This window comes from Flavobacterium sp. BFFFF1 (assembly GCF_002256285.1).
GTDB lineage: Bacteria > Bacteroidota > Bacteroidia > Flavobacteriales > Flavobacteriaceae > Flavobacterium.
Genome location: NZ_NKJE01000032.1, coordinates 1 through 16,424 on the forward strand (window position 1 = coordinate 1; position 16,424 = coordinate 16,424).

Below are 16,424 nucleotides of genomic sequence, written 5' to 3' on the forward strand. Positions count from 1 at the left end.
GCCAAACAGTACGACGGCACCATTTTTCACCGCGTGATTCCCAACTTCATGGTGCAGGGTGGTGGCTACAACGCCAAGTACGAGGAAAAGATTACGCGCCCGCCCGTGCCACTCGAAGCACAAAATGGCCTGAAGCATGAGATGGGCACCATCGCCATGGCTCGCACCAACGACCCCAACTCGGCACGCGCCCAGTTCTTTGTCAACGTGAAGGAAAACCCTTTTCTGAACGCCAAGGGCCAGTCCGATGGTTACACCGTGTTTGGCCGCGTGGTGTCGGGTATGGACACGATCAATAAAATCAAGGCTAAAGTAATTGCAGGAGCGGCAAATAATCAGTTGGCCAATGAAACAGTGCATGGTCAGATCTTAAAAGATAGGGGAATCCTTTATGCGCCCGATTTTTTAATTAATGCCGGTGGCATCATCAATGTATATGCTGAAATTGTTGGTTATGACAGTGCAGAGGCTATGAGAAGGACGGAAAATATCTACAACACGACGCTTGAGATTTTTAGTTTTTCAGAGCAAAACCACATCACCACCCAGGCTGCGGCCATGTCTATCGCACAGCAGCGCATTGATGACAGGAAAAAAGAAAACGCGGCGAAATAAACCGGTTTACAATAATATTCTTATTTTTGCGGAGCGAAAGAAAAATGCTTTTTCGCTCCGCTAATTTTTTAAAAAAGTTCTTACAGGTGTTAAATAGAAGACATATACGTGTTAAAGTGATGCAGTCCATTTATGCAATGCATCAAAACGGTTCAGATAATATTGAAGGCCAGGAAAAATTTCTGCTTCACAGCATCGACAACATGCAGGAACTTTACCTGATAATGCTTTCATCATTGGTGGAAATTAAAAATGCCGAAGAGAGATTCCTTGATCTTTCGAGTAAAAAACACCTCGCCACGGCCGCTGAACGCAGCCCGGATTTAAAATTCGTCAACAATTCGGTGTTGCGGATGCTTTCAGAAAATCATTCGCTGAACACTTCTTTGGAGGATCGCAAAATCAACAATTGGTATCTAAATGAAGACTACATCCAAATTCTTCTGACCGCAGTAAAAAACAGTACATTTTACGCGTCGTATATGGCGGAACCTAAGGAAAGTTTTGAAATTGACCGGAATTTTATCCTGAATATCTTCATGGAAGTAATTGTTCCGAATGAAAAATTATACGAATATCTCGAAGACAATAAACTAACCTGGATTGATGACATTCCCGTCGTAAATACGCAGATTATTAAGGAGCTGAAAACCCTTAAGCCAGAAGAAAAAGAAGTCTTTCGTGTTTCGAAATTATACAAAGACACGGAGGACAAGGAATTTGTGAGTCAGTTGTTCAGGAAGACCATCCTGAATGAAACGGAACTTGCCAAGGAATACATCGACAAAACACCCAATTGGGATACGGAAAGGATTGCCGAAGTCGACACGATTATCCTTAAAATGGCGATCTGTGAGTTCCTGAAGTTTCCCTCTATTCCTGTCAAAGTCACCATTAATGAATATCTTGAAATTGCCAAGGAATATTCAACACCTAAAAGCAGTATTTTTATTAACGGAATTCTTGATAATCTTGTCAGGGAGTTCGAAACCACCAATAAAATTAAGAAAACCGGAAGAGGTTTAATGTAAAATTTAATATAAAAAAAATATGATTAAAAAAGCGTTATGTCTTGCAGCGATTACTGCCTTTGTAATGACAACATCGTGCAAAAAAGAATCTGATACAAAGGGCCCGAACACAAAAGGTTTTGCGGTCATGGATTTTACCGAAAAAGAGTTTGATTTCGGAAGCATCCAGCAAGGTGACAAGGTAGAACATACTTTTGTATTTAAGAATACGGGAGACAAAGATTTATTGATCACGAGGGCCATTGGTTCATGTGGTTGTACAGTACCTGATTATCCTAAAAATCCAATAAAACCGGGCGAGCAAAGTCAAATCAAAGTGTCATTTAACTCCGCAAATAAACACGGAAAAAATCGGAAATCTGTTACGATAACAGCGAACACCATCAAAAAACAAGAACAAATCTATATTAAAGCCGATATTGAAGGCGGCAATACTTCGGGAATCAGCGCACACAGCAGTAAAACACAGTCATAAATTATGGGAAATCCAATATACATCCAAATCGTTTTAATGATCGTAATCATTTACTTTTTTATGATCAGGCCGCAGCAGAAACGTGCAAAAACAGAACGCGAGTTCGAGAGCAATCTTAAAGTTGGAGATAAGATTGTTACAAAAAGTGGTATCCATGGCAAGATTTCAGAATTGGCTGACACCACTATGGTGATTGAAACCATGTCTGGGAAACTAAAAATGGAACGTTCCGCGATCTCTATTGAAATGACAGCCAAATTGAATGCTCCTGCGAAGTAATTCGTTGGTAATAAAACAGGAAAAACGCCGGCTTCAACCGGCGTTTTTATTTTAAAAAGTTTTTACTTTTTCTTCTTTTTGGATTCTTTGGCGTGAACTTTTTTGTCACTACGCACATCTTTTCGTTTAAAATCACCGGCCGCTGTCAGCTCAGCGATTCGGATGATCACATCTACCGCTTTCTGCATGCTTTCCACAGGAACGTACTCATATTTACCGTGGAAATTGTGTCCACCTGCAAAAATATTAGGGCACGGCAGTCCCATATAAGATAGCCTGCAACCATCTGTTCCTCCGCGAATCGGCTTAATAATGGGCTTTATCCCGAGTTCCTTCATGGCCTTTTCAGCAAGGTCAACAATGAATTTTACTGGCTCTACCATCTCCTTCATATTGTAATACTGGTCTTTGATTTCAGTGGTTACAATATCTTCGCCGAACTGCTTCGCAAATTTTTTATTGATTTTCTTTGTGATTTCGTGAACCAGCTCTTTTCTCAGCTTGAATTGCTTCGCACTATGGTCGCGGATAATTAATTCCAGCACCGTCTCTTCGATACTTCCGGTTAAATGATGTACGTGAAAAAATCCTTCATATCCTTTTGTCTCCTGAGGTGTTTCGCCTTTTGGCAACTCGTTGATAAAGTGGTTTGCAATCAGCATGGAATTGATCATTTTCCCTTTAGCATATCCCGGGTGCACACTTTTACCTTTAAAGGTTATTTTCGCGCCCGCAGCATTAAAGTTCTCGTATTCAAGTTCGCCAATTTGGCTTCCATCCATAGTGTAAGCCCATTCGGCGCCAAATTTAGCCACATCAAATAAATCCGCGCCACGGCCAATCTCTTCATCCGGCGTAAAGCCAACGCGAATTTTTCCGTGCTTGATGCCTGGATTCTGGACGAGGAATTCCATCGCCGACACAATTTCGGTCAGTCCCGCCTTATCATCTGCACCCAATAACGTCGTTCCGTCCGTGGTAATCAGCGTTTGGCCTTTATATTGCAGTAAGTCTTTAAAATAATTAGGAGAAAGCACGATATTCTGTTCAGCATTGAGCACAATGTCTTTTCCGTCGTAATTCGGCACAATCTGTGGTTTTACATTTGCCCCGGTAAAATCTGGCGTTGTATCATAGTGCGATACAAATCCGATTACCGGTACTTCGTGATCCACATTGGAAGGCAGCGTGCCCATCACATAGCCGTTTTTGTCGATCGTTACCTCGGTAAGCCCGATGTCCTTGAGCTCTTTTGCAAGCTTCTTTGCGAGTACGAGCTGTTTTTTAGTACTTGGAGTGGTTTCTGAATTCGGATCAGATTCCGTGTCAATCGTGACATAACTTATAAATCGGTCAATCAGGTGTTGCATATGGGTTGGATTTGGTGCAAAGATACAAATTCAGCGAGTTGATTCATGTTAAGTTTTTTTGGCAGCTTTTTCCCGCATCGCTTCGCTAGGTATCTTCATTGAAAACTCTCGCTTTCAATTCGATAAGGCTGTATCTTTTCCCGGCTAAAGAAGCCAGGAAAAGGATGCCGCTTCCATCGGGGCTGGGGTTCCACTGCGATAATCAAAATTTGTGGATTGAAAGTCAATCGCGTTAAAGGCCACATCAACCAAATGATTAACGGTGGTAACACTTTGAAGTTTTGGCACAAACGAGTACTTTTGTGCCACAACACAACAACCATGTACAAACTGCTCGTCCGCCCAGTCCTTTTTTGGTTCGACCCTGAAAAGGTACATTATTTTACGTTTTCACTGATCCGTTCTCTTTGTAAGATACCAGGTGTCCCTGCACTGTTCAGGTCATTGTATGAAGTGAAGGACAAGCGGCTGGAAACAGAAGTCTTCGGACTTAAATTTAAGAATCCGGTAGGCCTCGCCGCTGGTTTTGACAAAGATGCGAAACTTTTTAACGAACTGTCTGATTTTGGTTTCGGGTTCATTGAAATCGGGACATTGACGCCAAAACCACAAGACGGAAATCCCAAAAAACGGCTGTTCCGACTGCGGGAAGATTCCGGCATCATCAACCGTATGGGATTTAATAACGGAGGCGTAGCGGAGGCAGTGCAAAGGCTGAAAAAGAACAAGGGTGTGTTAATTGGCGGAAACATCGGTAAAAACAAGGAAACACCAAATGATGACGCCGTTTCCGATTACGAGATCTGCTTTGACGCCTTGTATGACCACGTAGACTACTTTGTGGTAAATGTCAGTTCGCCAAACACGCCCAACCTGCGTGCTCTTCAGGACAAGGAACCGTTAATGGCGCTTTTGAACGCGTTGCAACTGAAAAATTTTACAAAGTACAAGCCAAAGCCAATCCTGCTGAAGATCGCGCCAGATCTTACCGACGGGCAACTTTTAGACATCATCGATATCGTGAAGGAAACAAAAATTGCGGGAATTATAGCAACCAATACGACACTATCGCGCGAAGGCCTTCAATCAGGAAACAAAGCAGAGACAGGTGGTTTGTCGGGTAAACCGCTGACAAAAAGAGCAACCGAGGTCATTCGTTTTTTGTCAGAGAGAAGCAATCGCGCTTTTCCCATTATCGGAGTAGGGGGCATTCATACCGCTCAGGATGCATTGGAAAAGCTGCAAGCCGGCGCGAGCCTTGTACAGCTTTACACTGGTTTTATTTATGAAGGCCCCGCATTGGTAAAATCAATAAACAAGGCTATTTTAAGACATCAGCGGTAAGCAGTAATTGACTATAAATCCTGTCAGCATCGCAATTCCGAAGCTCAGTAAAGTGCCAATCAATACATATTCGGTGAGCTTTCGTTCCTTGGCCTGCATCAGATCGCCGAAGCGGAATATCGATTTTGCGCCGAGTAAAAAGCCAACCGCCTCAAAGTGACCGGTAATCAGAAAAAAGAAGACAAACAGCCGTTCCAGTATACCAATATAATTTCCTGCGTTTACAAGTGAATCGTCTCCTTTTTCCTTGCTTTCGGGTGTCCAGATCGATATAATATTTTTAATGAGAACTGATGCAGGGTTGGTTAGCAACAGCATTCCGGTGAACACCAGCCAGAAGCGGTTGTCGAAGATTGTGAAGTCGATGGGATTGCCGGTATAAATGAGCGTAATACCGGCCAATATTGACAGATGCAGAATTTGATCCGCAATAAACCAGCTGCGTTTTGACGTTGGGTTCTGGAAATATAATTTCATCCAATCGATTAAACCATGAGTCAATGCGAGGAATAGGGCAAACCAGATAAAGCGGATTTCACGGACCATGGTCCAGGCCAGTAAACCATGTAGGATGATATGAAAATAGAGGTAAATGCTTTTGTGTTTCCTTTGTTCTTTATGGACAACCCATGCAGTCGGTTGTAGCAGGAAATCCCCAAGTAAATGCGCCAATAGTAATTTTACAAATAACATCATAGTGTCGTTTTTTGGAGCTGTTGCCTGTAAAACCTTTCGATTTCCATGATGAGTTCAAACTGAGACCTTTTTTGCCTGCGGCTTACAGCAGCTTGTGTGATTCCCAATTGCTGTCCGATTTCCTCCTGCGAATATCCCGGGTTTTTCATGGCTGTGAGTACAAACTCGGCGGATTGGGGCAGCCAGCCCTGCATTAAACAAGTACCAAGTTTGAACAACAGGTTCATTTGTTCGTCAAAATCAGCATTTCCGGTGTGAATTGCCAAAGTCAGCTTTTGCTTTTTTAAGGTTTCAAAAAGGGCGCCGGAACGGATAAATGCCGGTCCATTACTTTCGGAAATTTTCTTGCCACTGAACGTTTTTTCGCCAATTCCAATGCTTATCCGCGCATCGAGACGAATCGTCTTCAGCCATGTTTTTATCTCTATGGCGGCAAATAATGCATCTTCTGGGTTTCCAATCTCCAGCTGGAATTCATCGCCACGGAAAATTTCCCAATCGATCGGATTTTTTCCTTTGGTATTTAAGATTTTTTTCAAACCTTCCATCCAGAAACCGGAATCCAGTTTTCTGGAATTGATGATGTCGCCTGTTATAATTGCAGTCATGATTCAAATATATAAAAAGTAATTCACATTGAATATAACCAAATTTAATCATAATTTTAAAAATGATCAAATTAAATCATATTAAAACATATGACGTTATTAAGTCATATATATTGTTATTACCTAATTGAGGTATAGATTCCATGCTAATTTTCAAAAAAAACGATTTCGTACAATCCAATACTTTCTTATATTTGACTCCAGATGGAACCAATAAAAATTATCGAATGCCCTCGCGATGCCATGCAGGGAATTAAGCCCTTTATTCCGACGTCGCGCAAAGCATTTTATATAAAGTCGCTACTGCGTGTAGGCTTCGATACAATTGACTTTGGCAGTTTCGTATCCCCGAAAGCGATTCCGCAAATGCAGGACACCGCCGAATTGCTCGCCAGCCTCGACCTGTCACAAACCAAAAGCAAACTGCTGGCTATCATTGCCAATACGCAAGGCGCCGCAACCGCTTCAGTACATAAGGAAATCCAGTATCTGGGCTTCCCTTTTTCCATTTCAGAAAATTTCCAGATGCGAAATACGCATAAGACGATTGCCGAATCCCTGGTTACATTACAGGAAATCCTTGATATAGCCGACAAGACCAATAAGGAAGTCGTCGCCTATCTTTCCATGGGTTTTGGAAACCCTTACGGCGACCCGTGGAATGTAGAGATTGTAGGGGAATGGACTGAAAAACTCGCTGGAATGGGCGTGAAAATTTTATCCCTTTCAGACACCATTGGCAGTTCAACGCCTGAAATCATTGATTATCTGTTCTCCAACTTAATCCCGAAGTACCCCAATGTCGAATTTGGAGCGCATTTGCACACGACACCTGACAAATGGTTTGAAAAAACGGATGCCGCTTACAAGGCGGGCTGCCGCAGATTTGACGGCGCCATTCAGGGTTTTGGCGGCTGTCCGATGGCAAAAGACGACTTAACCGGAAACATGCCCACGGAAAAACTGTTGTCTTATTTCACTACACAAAAGGAATCTACGGGAACGAGCCCAATGGGTTTTGAAAGTGCTTACAATGAAGCCACGAAGTTATTCGGAGAATTTCATTAATCAACGGCTTTCCACCACGGTTCAAAGGTGCCTGGGGCATCAAGATTAACTTTCTCACCAATCAAAGGTGTCCACAACGGGAGATTTACAGCCTGGGCAGCAGCGGAAGCAAGCGTTACCGGCTCATCCCACGCATGAAGCGCCAATGAAAATTTCCCCCAATGTACCGGCATCAACGCTTTTGCCTTTAGGTATCTGGCAGCAGGCACGATTTCGCCCGGCATCAGATGAATATTTTTCCAGCTTTCATTGTACTGCCCGCACTCGAGGATGGCCACATCAAATGGCTCATAATCATTTCCTGTCTTAGAGAAGTGCGTATCATAGCCACTGTCACCGCCAATGAATATTTTCCGGTTCGGTGTTTGCAGCACAAAGGACATCCAAAGCGCCTGGTTCCGTTTAAACAGCCTCCCTGCGAAATGACGCCCGGGAACCGTGTGAACCGTGAATCCGTCGGGTAATTCAATGGTTTCATCCCAGTCTTTTTCGATGATAATATCCGGGTTAAAGCCCCAATGTTCCAAATGGGCTCCGGTACCCAGCCCGGTAATGACCGTCTTTACTTTTGGTTTTAGTTTTGTAACCGTATCATAATCCAGATGGTCCCAATGGTCATGCGTGATAAATAGATAATCTATTTCCGGAATATCATCTGTGGTATAAACATCGGCTCCTTTAAAACTCTTAGTCGTAATCGGAATGGGAGAGGCGGCACCACTAAACACCGGATCGACCAAAATCTTTTTGCCGTCAATCTGTAAAAAATAAGAAGAATGCCCAAACCACACCAGTATATTTTCCTGTGCATTTAGCCCGTGCAGATTTGTTTTTTGCGACGGCATTGTTTGTTTTGGCTTATTCCTTTTGTCTTTTTCGAACAATACTTTTTTAAGTACTTTAAAAAAAGTTTCTCCTTCGGCAAGATCAGGTGTAAAACTCAAATTCTGGAATTTCCCATCGCGGTAATTGGGAGATTTCCTTATTTTTTCAAGCCGTGTACCTGAAGGCAATTTTCCGAATTTCGGATGCTGTAAAAAAAGATAAACGGCAGTGATTAAGACCAGCAGCATAATTCCCGTGACGAGCATATCAGTAAATTTTGGCTAAAGTAAATCCAAAGCCCAATTATTGTATGGGTTTTAACTTAGTTTTTAATTTTGTTTTTCATCGGATGCCAATCTTTCAATTTTTAAATCTTCAATCTTTTAATCCAATTCACTATATTTGCACGCAATTTAACTACAACACAAATTGCAATGATCGCACACAACTCTAAGATCATCGGCGAAGGCCTCACCTACGATGACGTCCTGCTGGTCCCCAACTATTCTAATGTCCTGCCACGCGATGTCAGCATCCAATCGCGGTTCTCGAGAAATATTACGTTAAATGTCCCGATTGTTTCCGCTGCAATGGATACCGTTACCGAAAGTGCTATGGCGATTGCTATGGCCCAGGAAGGGGGTATCGGCGTATTGCATAAGAACATGACCATTGAACAACAGGCCGCGAAGGTGCGTAAGGTAAAACGCGCCGAATCCGGAATGATTATTGATCCTGTCACGTTACCGCTTACGTCTACCGTGGCAGATGCAAAAAATGTGATGAAGGAATTTGGTATCGGAGGTATCCCGATCGTCGATCAGCACAAAATCCTAAAAGGTATCGTGACGAATCGTGACCTGCGTTTTGAAAAGAACAATGCCCGGCCTATAGTAGAAGTCATGACCAGCGAAAACCTCGTAACGGTCGCTGAAGGCACTTCGTTGCAGGAAGCGGAAGTCATCCTGCAGGGACATAAAATTGAAAAGCTTCCGGTCGTGAACAGCAGCAACCAGCTTGTTGGGCTGATTACGTTCCGAGATATTACAAAACTAACACAAAAGCCCATTGCAAATAAAGATGTCTATGGGCGCCTTCGTGTAGCCGCTGCCATCGGTGTAACGCCGGACGCAGTGAACAGGGCAGAGGCACTGGTTAACGCGGGAGTCGATGCCATTATCATCGATACAGCCCATGGGCATACTGAAGGTGTCGTAAATGTGTTGAAGCTGGTTAAATCTAAATTCCCGGATATCGATGTCATCGTTGGAAATATAGCCACCGCCGAAGCAGCCAGATATTTGGTTGACCATGGCGCCGATGGCGTGAAAGTAGGCATCGGTCCAGGCTCGATTTGCACGACACGTGTCGTTGCGGGTGTTGGCTTTCCCCAATTTTCTGCAGTTCTCGAAGTCGCTGCTGCCATCAAAGGCACAGGCGTACCGGTTATCGCTGACGGCGGAATCCGTTATACCGGGGATATTCCGAAAGCCATTGCCGCTGGTGCCGACAGCGTCATGATGGGTTCCCTTTTAGCGGGAACAAAGGAGTCTCCGGGCGAGACCATTATTTTTGAAGGCAGGAAGTTCAAGTCGTACCGTGGAATGGGTTCTGTCGAAGCCATGCAGGAAGGTTCTAAGGATCGTTATTTTCAGGATGTGGAAGACGATATCAAGAAATTGGTTCCGGAAGGAATTGTAGGCCGCGTGCCATACAAAGGCGAATTGAACGAAAGTATGCAGCAATTCATCGGTGGGCTTAGGGCTGGAATGGGTTACTGTGGTGCCAAAGATATCCCGACATTACAGGAAAATGGTCGTTTTGTGCGCATCACTTCGAGTGGAATCACGGAAAGTCATCCGCATAATGTAACGATCACCAAGGAAGCGCCGAATTATTCCCGATAAGTTTTAGCCATTTATTGCCTTTTTTAAGGCAACTTTTAAACAGTAATTTTAAAATGATATGAGAAAAATCATCATGCTGATGGTAATTGGTTCCCTGCTCATGGCCTTCCAGTGTGACGACGAAAAAGAACCCACAATTGTAAGGAACAATATCAAAGCGAAGATTACTTCGCCGTTGAATTTAAACGTAAATGATACCATCTGGCTTCGCGGGAAAGTGTCCTCAAGGGTGTACGACTTACAAACCAAAGATTCTGTTTTTTCGGATTATCCTTATGCATTGCAGATGTCCATTTACCGATTTGCCAGTCCAACGGCAAACTACAATGCGGTGGATGCGATCAATAAATTTGAGATCATCTATCCCGCTGAGTTAGTAGATTTTCTTGATGTCTGCAACAATTCGACGATGACAGTATATCCTACCTTAACTCAGGACGGATCGGCTTATGCTTTACGGGTTGGTTTTAAGGCAAATGCTGCCGGCGATTACCTATTTAAATTTTCTTCCGAGGTTGTGCTGGAGAACGCCGATCGAAATTTCGATATAATCGGAGAATATGTCAATCCGAACAACAATTATTTTATTGGATTTAACAGTTGCGGCTCGTATTCATGGGCCACAGAACCTTTAAACAGTGATATTTGTTTTTCCGTAAATTGATGATCTGATTGGTGTTGAAGCTAAAAATCGACTAACTCCGCGCCAGCTCCGAAAGTAGTTTCTTACTTCCCACAATCCATAAAATGTCGTCTTTTTCCAGAATTAATTGGGATTCCGGATTTAGGGTTCGTTTCCCACGTCTTTCAATACCCACTACAAGACCATTGGTTTTTTCACGCAGCTCCGACTCACGAATGCTTTTCCCAATAAATACATCCTGGCTGATTTCGATCTGGCGCAATACGATATCAGGTTCGGTGATTTTCTCAGGCATCGCTATTTCATTTTCATTAAGGAATTTTTCCAGGTCCTTTACCTGCTGGTCAGTCCCGATGACACAAATTTCATCGGCTGGGAAAAGGCGTTCTGCCCGCCCTGGAATATTGATGGTAATGTCGCCCCGTTTTATAAAGGCAATGTTGATACCAATGTCTTCCCTAAGCCGCAGTTCTTCCAACGTTTTCCCTACAATGTTAGATTCTTTCTTAATCTCAAACGTAGCCATGTGCCCTTCCCAGGGCGTTAGGTCGCTCCGCGTAAACTTCGCCCTAATGATCTCGCGCGCATTCAGGTTCTTCATGAAATGATTCTCAATCCGGTGGTATTGTGCGTTAAGTTTTTTGGGGAACATAATATACAGCGCTACCGCCGACACGAAAGCGATCAAGGCCACTGCCGGAGAGAAAAAATTATCAAGTAAAAATCCGATGTACAGCAATGTCAGGATAAAACGGAACAGGATCATCATGATAAGAGGCCCGCGATACCTTCGTTCCTGTAATAACACCAGTACTTCGTCGGCCTTGACGCGGCGTAACGCAAGTGCCCATAGGAAAGGAGACAAAGCGACTAACGTTCCCAATGCGACCAGTGCATTGCCAAACTGCGAATCTTTGGCAAGCGGCAGGATGAATTTGGCAGACAGTAGAATGCCGGCGACAATAATCACCGAATGGATAACGACCTGCGCCATGTATGCCTTTAACACCACCTGCCAGTTGCTCACCGATTTTATGGATTGGGCATTTGCGCTGTAACGTTCAATCTTTTTAATCCATTTGCGTGGAAGTTTTCGGGCAAGAAGCGTAGCAAACGCGGGTGCGGCCCTAACCATAAAAGGCGTGGTAAATGTGGTCACGGCTGAAACTGCTACAACGATCGGATAAAGGAAATTGCTGGTCACATTCAGTGTCGCGCCCAACGTAGCAATAATAAAGGAAAATTCCCCAATCTGTGACAGGCTCATCCCGGTTTGTACAGATTGTTTTAACGGTTGCCCGGAAATGAGAGAACCTATAGTAGAACTTAATGACTGACCAATAATCGTCACAAATGTCAGAATCATCACCGGTCCAGCGTATTCCAGCAGTGTGTCTGGATTGATCAACATGCCCACAGACACAAAAAACACGGCCCCAAAAAGATCTTTGACCGGCTTTACCAAATGTTCAATATGTTCAGCCTGAGTAGTTTCTGCAATAACGGAACCCATAATAAAAGCGCCCAAAGCTGGTGAAAATCCTACGCCATCGGCAAGAATCACCATCATCAGGCACAATGCGATGGAAACAATCAATAGCATCTCGTCACTCAGCAGGCTTTTGGCTTTTTTTAATAATGTGGGGATAAAGAATATGCCGGAAACGAACCAAATCGTAAGAAAAAATAACAGTTTCGCTACGGATTTTACCAACTCGGTGCCTGAAAACTGCTGGCTTACCGCAATCGTGGAAAGCAAAACCATCATCAGGATCGCGATAATGTCCTGTACAATCAATGCGCCCACCACATTTCCTGCAAATTTTTGTGCTTTTACACCCAATTCATCGAAGGTTTTCAGGATAATCGTGGTCGAGGAAATCGAGAGGATTACCCCGAGAAAGATACTATCCATGGTTTGCCATCCCATAAATTTCCCGACAGAATAGCCGATGAAAAGCATGGACACAATTTGTACGGTCGCTGTGACGGAAGCTGTACCGCCCACTTTCATCAGCTTTTTAAAACTGAATTCGAGTCCGAGACTGAACAGGAGGAAAATTACACCAATCTGCGCCCAGACTTCAACACTCTTAATATCTTTCACCGAAGGGAAAAAATCAAAATGATTTCCGGCAAGAAATCCTGCAATCAGGTAACCCAACACCAATGGTTGCTTAATTTTCTTAAACAGCAAAACTGCCACGCCCGCAGTCATCAATATCAAACCCAGATCGCTGATCAGCGGGTAAAGGTGCTGCGTGTTTGCGGTGGCTGCAATCATATCATTGTTTTAAATTCCAAGGTAATTTGATGGACTTATCCTCAATAGTTCTTCCTTTATCGCGTCACTGACTTCGAGTGTTCCAATGAAATCATGGATCGCTTTTTTGTCGATGGTCGTGTTTGTTCGGGTTAGCCCTTTCAGTGCTTCGTAGGGATTCGGATAGCCTTCGCGGCGTAAAATCGTTTGGATTGCTTCTGCTACCACAGCCCAGTTTTTTTCTAAATCATCCGCAAATTTATCGGCATTGAGCAAAAGTTTATTCAGGCCTTTCAATGTCGCTTCAAACCCGATTAATGTATGCCCGATAGGTACGCCAATATTCCTTAAAACGGTGCTGTCAGTCAAATCACGCTGCAGTCTCGAAACAGGTAATTTTGCGGACAGGTGTTCAAAAATAGCGTTTGCAATTCCTAAATTTCCTTCGGAATTTTCAAAGTCGATTGGGTTCACTTTGTGTGGCATTGCTGAAGACCCGATTTCTCCCGCTTTGATTTTCTGCTTGAAGTACTCCATTGAAACATAGGTCCAAACGTCGCGATCAAGATCGATAATGATATTGTTGATTCTTTTCAGTGCATCGAAAAACGCCGCAAAATGGTCATAATGCTCAATCTGGGTTGTTGGGAAGGAATGCTGTAAGCCTAAAACGCCTTCTACAAACTGATTTCCAAATTGCTTCCAGTCAATCGCGGGATAGGCCACATGGTGTGCGTTGAAATTTCCCGTTGCGCCGCCAAATTTAGCTGCAAAGGGAACATTGAACAGCAAACGCAACTGTTCCTCAAGCCGTTCGACAAAAACTCCGATTTCTTTACCCAATCGGGTAGGGGAAGCAGGTTGGCCGTGGGTACGCGCCAACATCGCTACATCTTTCCATTCGATGCTGAGTTCCTTCAGTTTATTGATGAGCTCAATGAGCAGCTTTAAGTAAACATCCTGGAACGCTTCTTTCGTCGAAAGTGGAATTGCGGTATTATTGATGTCCTGTGACGTAAGGCCAAAATGGATAAACTCTTTGTATTTTGCCAAGCCAAGCGTATCGAACTTTTCCTTAATAAAATATTCTACTGCTTTTACATCATGGTTGGTGGTTTTCTCGGTTTCCTTGATCCACAGTGCGTCTTCAGTCGAGAAATCTTCGTAAATCTTCCTGAGTTTTTCGGCGAGGTTTTTATCCACGCCAGACAATTGCGGCAACGGAATATCGCAAAGGGCGATAAAATATTCTATTTCAACCAAAACCCGATAACGGATCAGTGCCTCTTCGGAAAAATATTTTGACAAGGAAATGGTTTTGCTGCGGTATCTTCCATCGATTGGCGAAATGGCGTTTAGCGCGGTAAGGTCTTGCATTGTGTGTTGTTTTTGCGTTAAAAGCAAATATAACCCTTACGTTTCAAACAGGAAAGAAATCGAATTTAATAAATGTTATTTTTTTGGTAAAAGTCACTCCAGATTTTTCCACCGTTCCTTTGTCACTTCGACTTTCAGCTGGTCGTCATTCAGCCAGACGAACGGCCTCTGGATTTTTGAAATAAATGATTTGTTAATCAGCGTATACCGCGCATTGGTAAAGCAATAGTCGATACGATGTTGTGCTGCAATCGCTTCACATTCGTGCCAGCCTGCCCTGAATTCGACCTGTTTTCCATCAGCAAGGTGTATAATTTTAAACCTGGGGTTGGTTTCCGACTGGGAGATGCATAAAATATTTTTAGGAATAAGCCTGATTTTTTCCTTGCGTATGCTGGTAATCCAGACCCCCTCATTTTGGGAGGTGCTAATCCACTGTGTGGCTTTTTGTACATATTGGGCAAGATGGGCAGTCAGTTTTTCCTGAATGGGCTTGTTCAGGAAAATGTTTACGCGGTACCTGTTCACGATTTCCTCTGAAATAAAGGTGTTTTCGCTGCCATAACCGGTAAAGTAAATTATAAACGGCCGGTAATCCGGCGTATTTGCAATCACATCCAGTAAGTCAAAAGTATTGCCTCCGCGGATAGAATAATCAAGGAATAGTAAGTCGGGTTTGTGTGCCAGAATACAGTTCATGGCTTCGTCATAACCGGCGAATAATCCAATGCAATTCCAATCAGGATACACGGACATCCGGTTCTTAATGTCGTCACATACCTGCAAATCATCTTCTGCAACAAGAAATTTATAACCTGATCTTTCCATAATCAACTAATTTAAGCATTGAAATTTTTACTACAGTACCTTTCGCCTGTTCCCGATCTGAAATCTCAAAATGTATGGCATCCTTTTGAATGCGGTTGATGATTGCAATCATTTCGTACACCGTCTGCAGGCCGTTGCCGTGCTTCCTGAAGTTATTGATTTTCGCAGCTTTTTCCCGTCCCACACCATTGTCTGTAATTGAAACAAGGTAATGGGTCGGGGTTTCTTCAAAACGTATGGCAAGCTTACTATAGCCATCTGTCTTGTTGCGCAAACCATGTAACAGCGCATTTTCAACGGGAATCTGCAACAGTCCTACAGGAATTTTCGTGTTTTCCGGAATAATGGACAGTCCTTTAACAACCACTTCGAGTTCGGGAATGAAAAGCAAACGTTGGATTTCGATGATATTTTCAACGAGTTTCCATTCGTTTTCAAACGGATGCGCAAAGTCATTTTTCTGCGTGAAGCTGTACAGTATATTGATACTTTCGCCGAGTCGGCTAATGACTTTTTCGGCATGTGGTTTGTCACCCATCTGCGACCCGATGCTGTTCAATGCATTCAGCATAAAATGCGGGCGGAACTGATTGCTCAGGCTCGCGAGGTTCAGCTGCGATAACTTCTTTTTCTGCTTTTCGATTTCACTGCGCTTTTGGAAGTAAAAAAGCATAAAGCAGATTGGGATCAGTGAAATTAACGCCCAAAACCACCATTGCTGCCAAAAAAAACCGTGGATTTTTATTGGATATTCGAAAACATTGAAACTGCCATCCTGTTGGCACACACGGATATAGAATACATAGTCGCCGGGAGACAGGTTTCGAAACTGGAATTTCGTTTTCAGTCCAGGGCTTTCAAACTGGGGTGTCTCATTTTTAACCGCTAAAGCGCCACTGATGAAGCGTGGCATATTGTCCATCGTCTGGTAACTGATCCTGATGTCAAAGCTGTTTTCGGTGGGCTTGAAATCAATATTTGTATTTGATGAAAATGCAGTTTCTGAGTTTTTTTTGTCGACAAGGACGGTTGGAATTACTTTAAATTGAGGCAACGCAAGCCACTTTTTTATGTCCCACTGGTATAACATATCGG

Annotated in this window: 16 protein-coding genes; 8 read left to right on the top strand and 8 right to left on the bottom strand. The window is 43.4% G+C overall.

From position 1 onward, the window contains the following. The 4 genes from CFE23_RS14540 to yajC form a co-directional block, all read left to right on the top strand. On the top strand, positions 1–615 hold a 615-nt coding region (locus CFE23_RS14540; protein ID WP_291089465.1), incomplete at its 5' end, for a peptidylprolyl isomerase. Between the two features lie 119 nt (positions 616–734). Beyond that, positions 735–1,646 carry a transcription antitermination factor NusB gene (gene nusB / locus CFE23_RS14545; RefSeq protein WP_291089541.1) on the top strand — a complete coding sequence of 304 codons (912 nt, stop codon included), beginning with the start codon at positions 735–737 and terminating at the stop codon, positions 1,644–1,646. Positions 1,647–1,665: 19 nt separating this feature from the next. After that, positions 1,666–2,121: a DUF1573 domain-containing protein gene (locus tag CFE23_RS14550; protein ID WP_291089468.1), complete on the top strand. Its 456-nt coding sequence runs from the start codon at positions 1,666–1,668 to the stop codon at positions 2,119–2,121. 3 nt (positions 2,122–2,124) lie between these two features. Next, entirely contained in the window at positions 2,125–2,400 is a 276-nt protein-coding gene (gene yajC / locus CFE23_RS14555) for a preprotein translocase subunit YajC (RefSeq protein ID WP_291089471.1), read from the top strand. A 62-nt stretch (positions 2,401–2,462) separates the two neighbouring features. Here the strand turns inward: yajC and pepT are convergent, their stop codons facing one another. Next, complete coding sequence (gene pepT / locus CFE23_RS14560; protein ID WP_291089474.1) at positions 2,463–3,770, bottom strand: peptidase T; 1,308 nt, start codon at positions 3,768–3,770, stop codon at positions 2,463–2,465. A 321-nt stretch (positions 3,771–4,091) separates the two neighbouring features. On the opposite strand from pepT, the gene CFE23_RS14565 reads away from it, so the two are divergent. Next, positions 4,092–5,114 (top strand): quinone-dependent dihydroorotate dehydrogenase, encoded by a 1,023-nt coding sequence (locus tag CFE23_RS14565; protein ID WP_291089544.1) that lies wholly within the window; start codon positions 4,092–4,094, stop codon positions 5,112–5,114. Here the strand turns inward: CFE23_RS14565 and CFE23_RS14570 are convergent. After that, a complete protein-coding gene (locus CFE23_RS14570) occupies positions 5,097–5,810 on the bottom strand; it encodes a DUF3307 domain-containing protein (protein WP_291089477.1) in 714 nt (237 codons plus the stop codon). The two genes, CFE23_RS14565 and CFE23_RS14570, sit on opposite strands and share 18 nt — an antisense overlap. Continuing rightward, complete coding sequence (locus CFE23_RS14575) at positions 5,807–6,418, bottom strand: SatD family protein (RefSeq protein WP_291089480.1); 612 nt, start codon at positions 6,416–6,418, stop codon at positions 5,807–5,809. The genes CFE23_RS14570 and CFE23_RS14575 overlap by 4 nt, the downstream gene beginning before the upstream one ends. Before the next feature lie 204 nt (positions 6,419–6,622). Between CFE23_RS14575 and CFE23_RS14580 the strand changes: the two genes are divergently transcribed. Then, entirely contained in the window at positions 6,623–7,486 is an 864-nt protein-coding gene (locus tag CFE23_RS14580; RefSeq protein WP_291089483.1) for a hydroxymethylglutaryl-CoA lyase, read from the top strand. Here CFE23_RS14580 and CFE23_RS14585 read toward each other — a convergent pair. After that, complete coding sequence (locus tag CFE23_RS14585) at positions 7,483–8,577, bottom strand: MBL fold metallo-hydrolase (protein WP_291089486.1); 1,095 nt, start codon at positions 8,575–8,577, stop codon at positions 7,483–7,485. The two genes, CFE23_RS14580 and CFE23_RS14585, sit on opposite strands and share 4 nt — an antisense overlap. A 168-nt stretch (positions 8,578–8,745) precedes the next feature. On the opposite strand from CFE23_RS14585, the gene guaB reads away from it, so the two are divergent. Beyond that, positions 8,746–10,218 carry an IMP dehydrogenase gene (gene guaB / locus CFE23_RS14590; RefSeq protein ID WP_291089489.1) on the top strand — a complete coding sequence of 491 codons (1,473 nt, stop codon included), beginning with the start codon at positions 8,746–8,748 and terminating at the stop codon, positions 10,216–10,218. 58 nt (positions 10,219–10,276) lie between these two features. After that, complete coding sequence (locus CFE23_RS14595; protein ID WP_291089492.1) at positions 10,277–10,882, top strand: hypothetical protein; 606 nt, start codon at positions 10,277–10,279, stop codon at positions 10,880–10,882. A gap of 31 nt (positions 10,883–10,913) precedes the next feature. Here the strand turns inward: CFE23_RS14595 and CFE23_RS14600 are convergent, their stop codons facing one another. From CFE23_RS14600 to CFE23_RS14615, 4 genes are all read right to left on the bottom strand, one after another. Beyond that, complete coding sequence (locus CFE23_RS14600) at positions 10,914–13,145, bottom strand: cation:proton antiporter (RefSeq protein WP_291089495.1); 2,232 nt, start codon at positions 13,143–13,145, stop codon at positions 10,914–10,916. A 9-nt stretch (positions 13,146–13,154) separates the two neighbouring features. Further along, positions 13,155–14,501, bottom strand: a complete 1,347-nt coding sequence (purB, locus tag CFE23_RS14605) for an adenylosuccinate lyase (protein ID WP_291089498.1) — start codon at positions 14,499–14,501, stop codon at positions 13,155–13,157. Between the two features lie 93 nt (positions 14,502–14,594). Then, positions 14,595–15,329 (bottom strand): hypothetical protein, encoded by a 735-nt coding sequence (locus CFE23_RS14610; RefSeq protein ID WP_291089501.1) that lies wholly within the window; start codon positions 15,327–15,329, stop codon positions 14,595–14,597. Beyond that, positions 15,310–16,424: histidine kinase (locus tag CFE23_RS14615; protein WP_291089504.1), on the bottom strand; the 1,115-nt coding region annotated here is incomplete at its 5' end. The genes CFE23_RS14610 and CFE23_RS14615, both read right to left, overlap by 20 nt.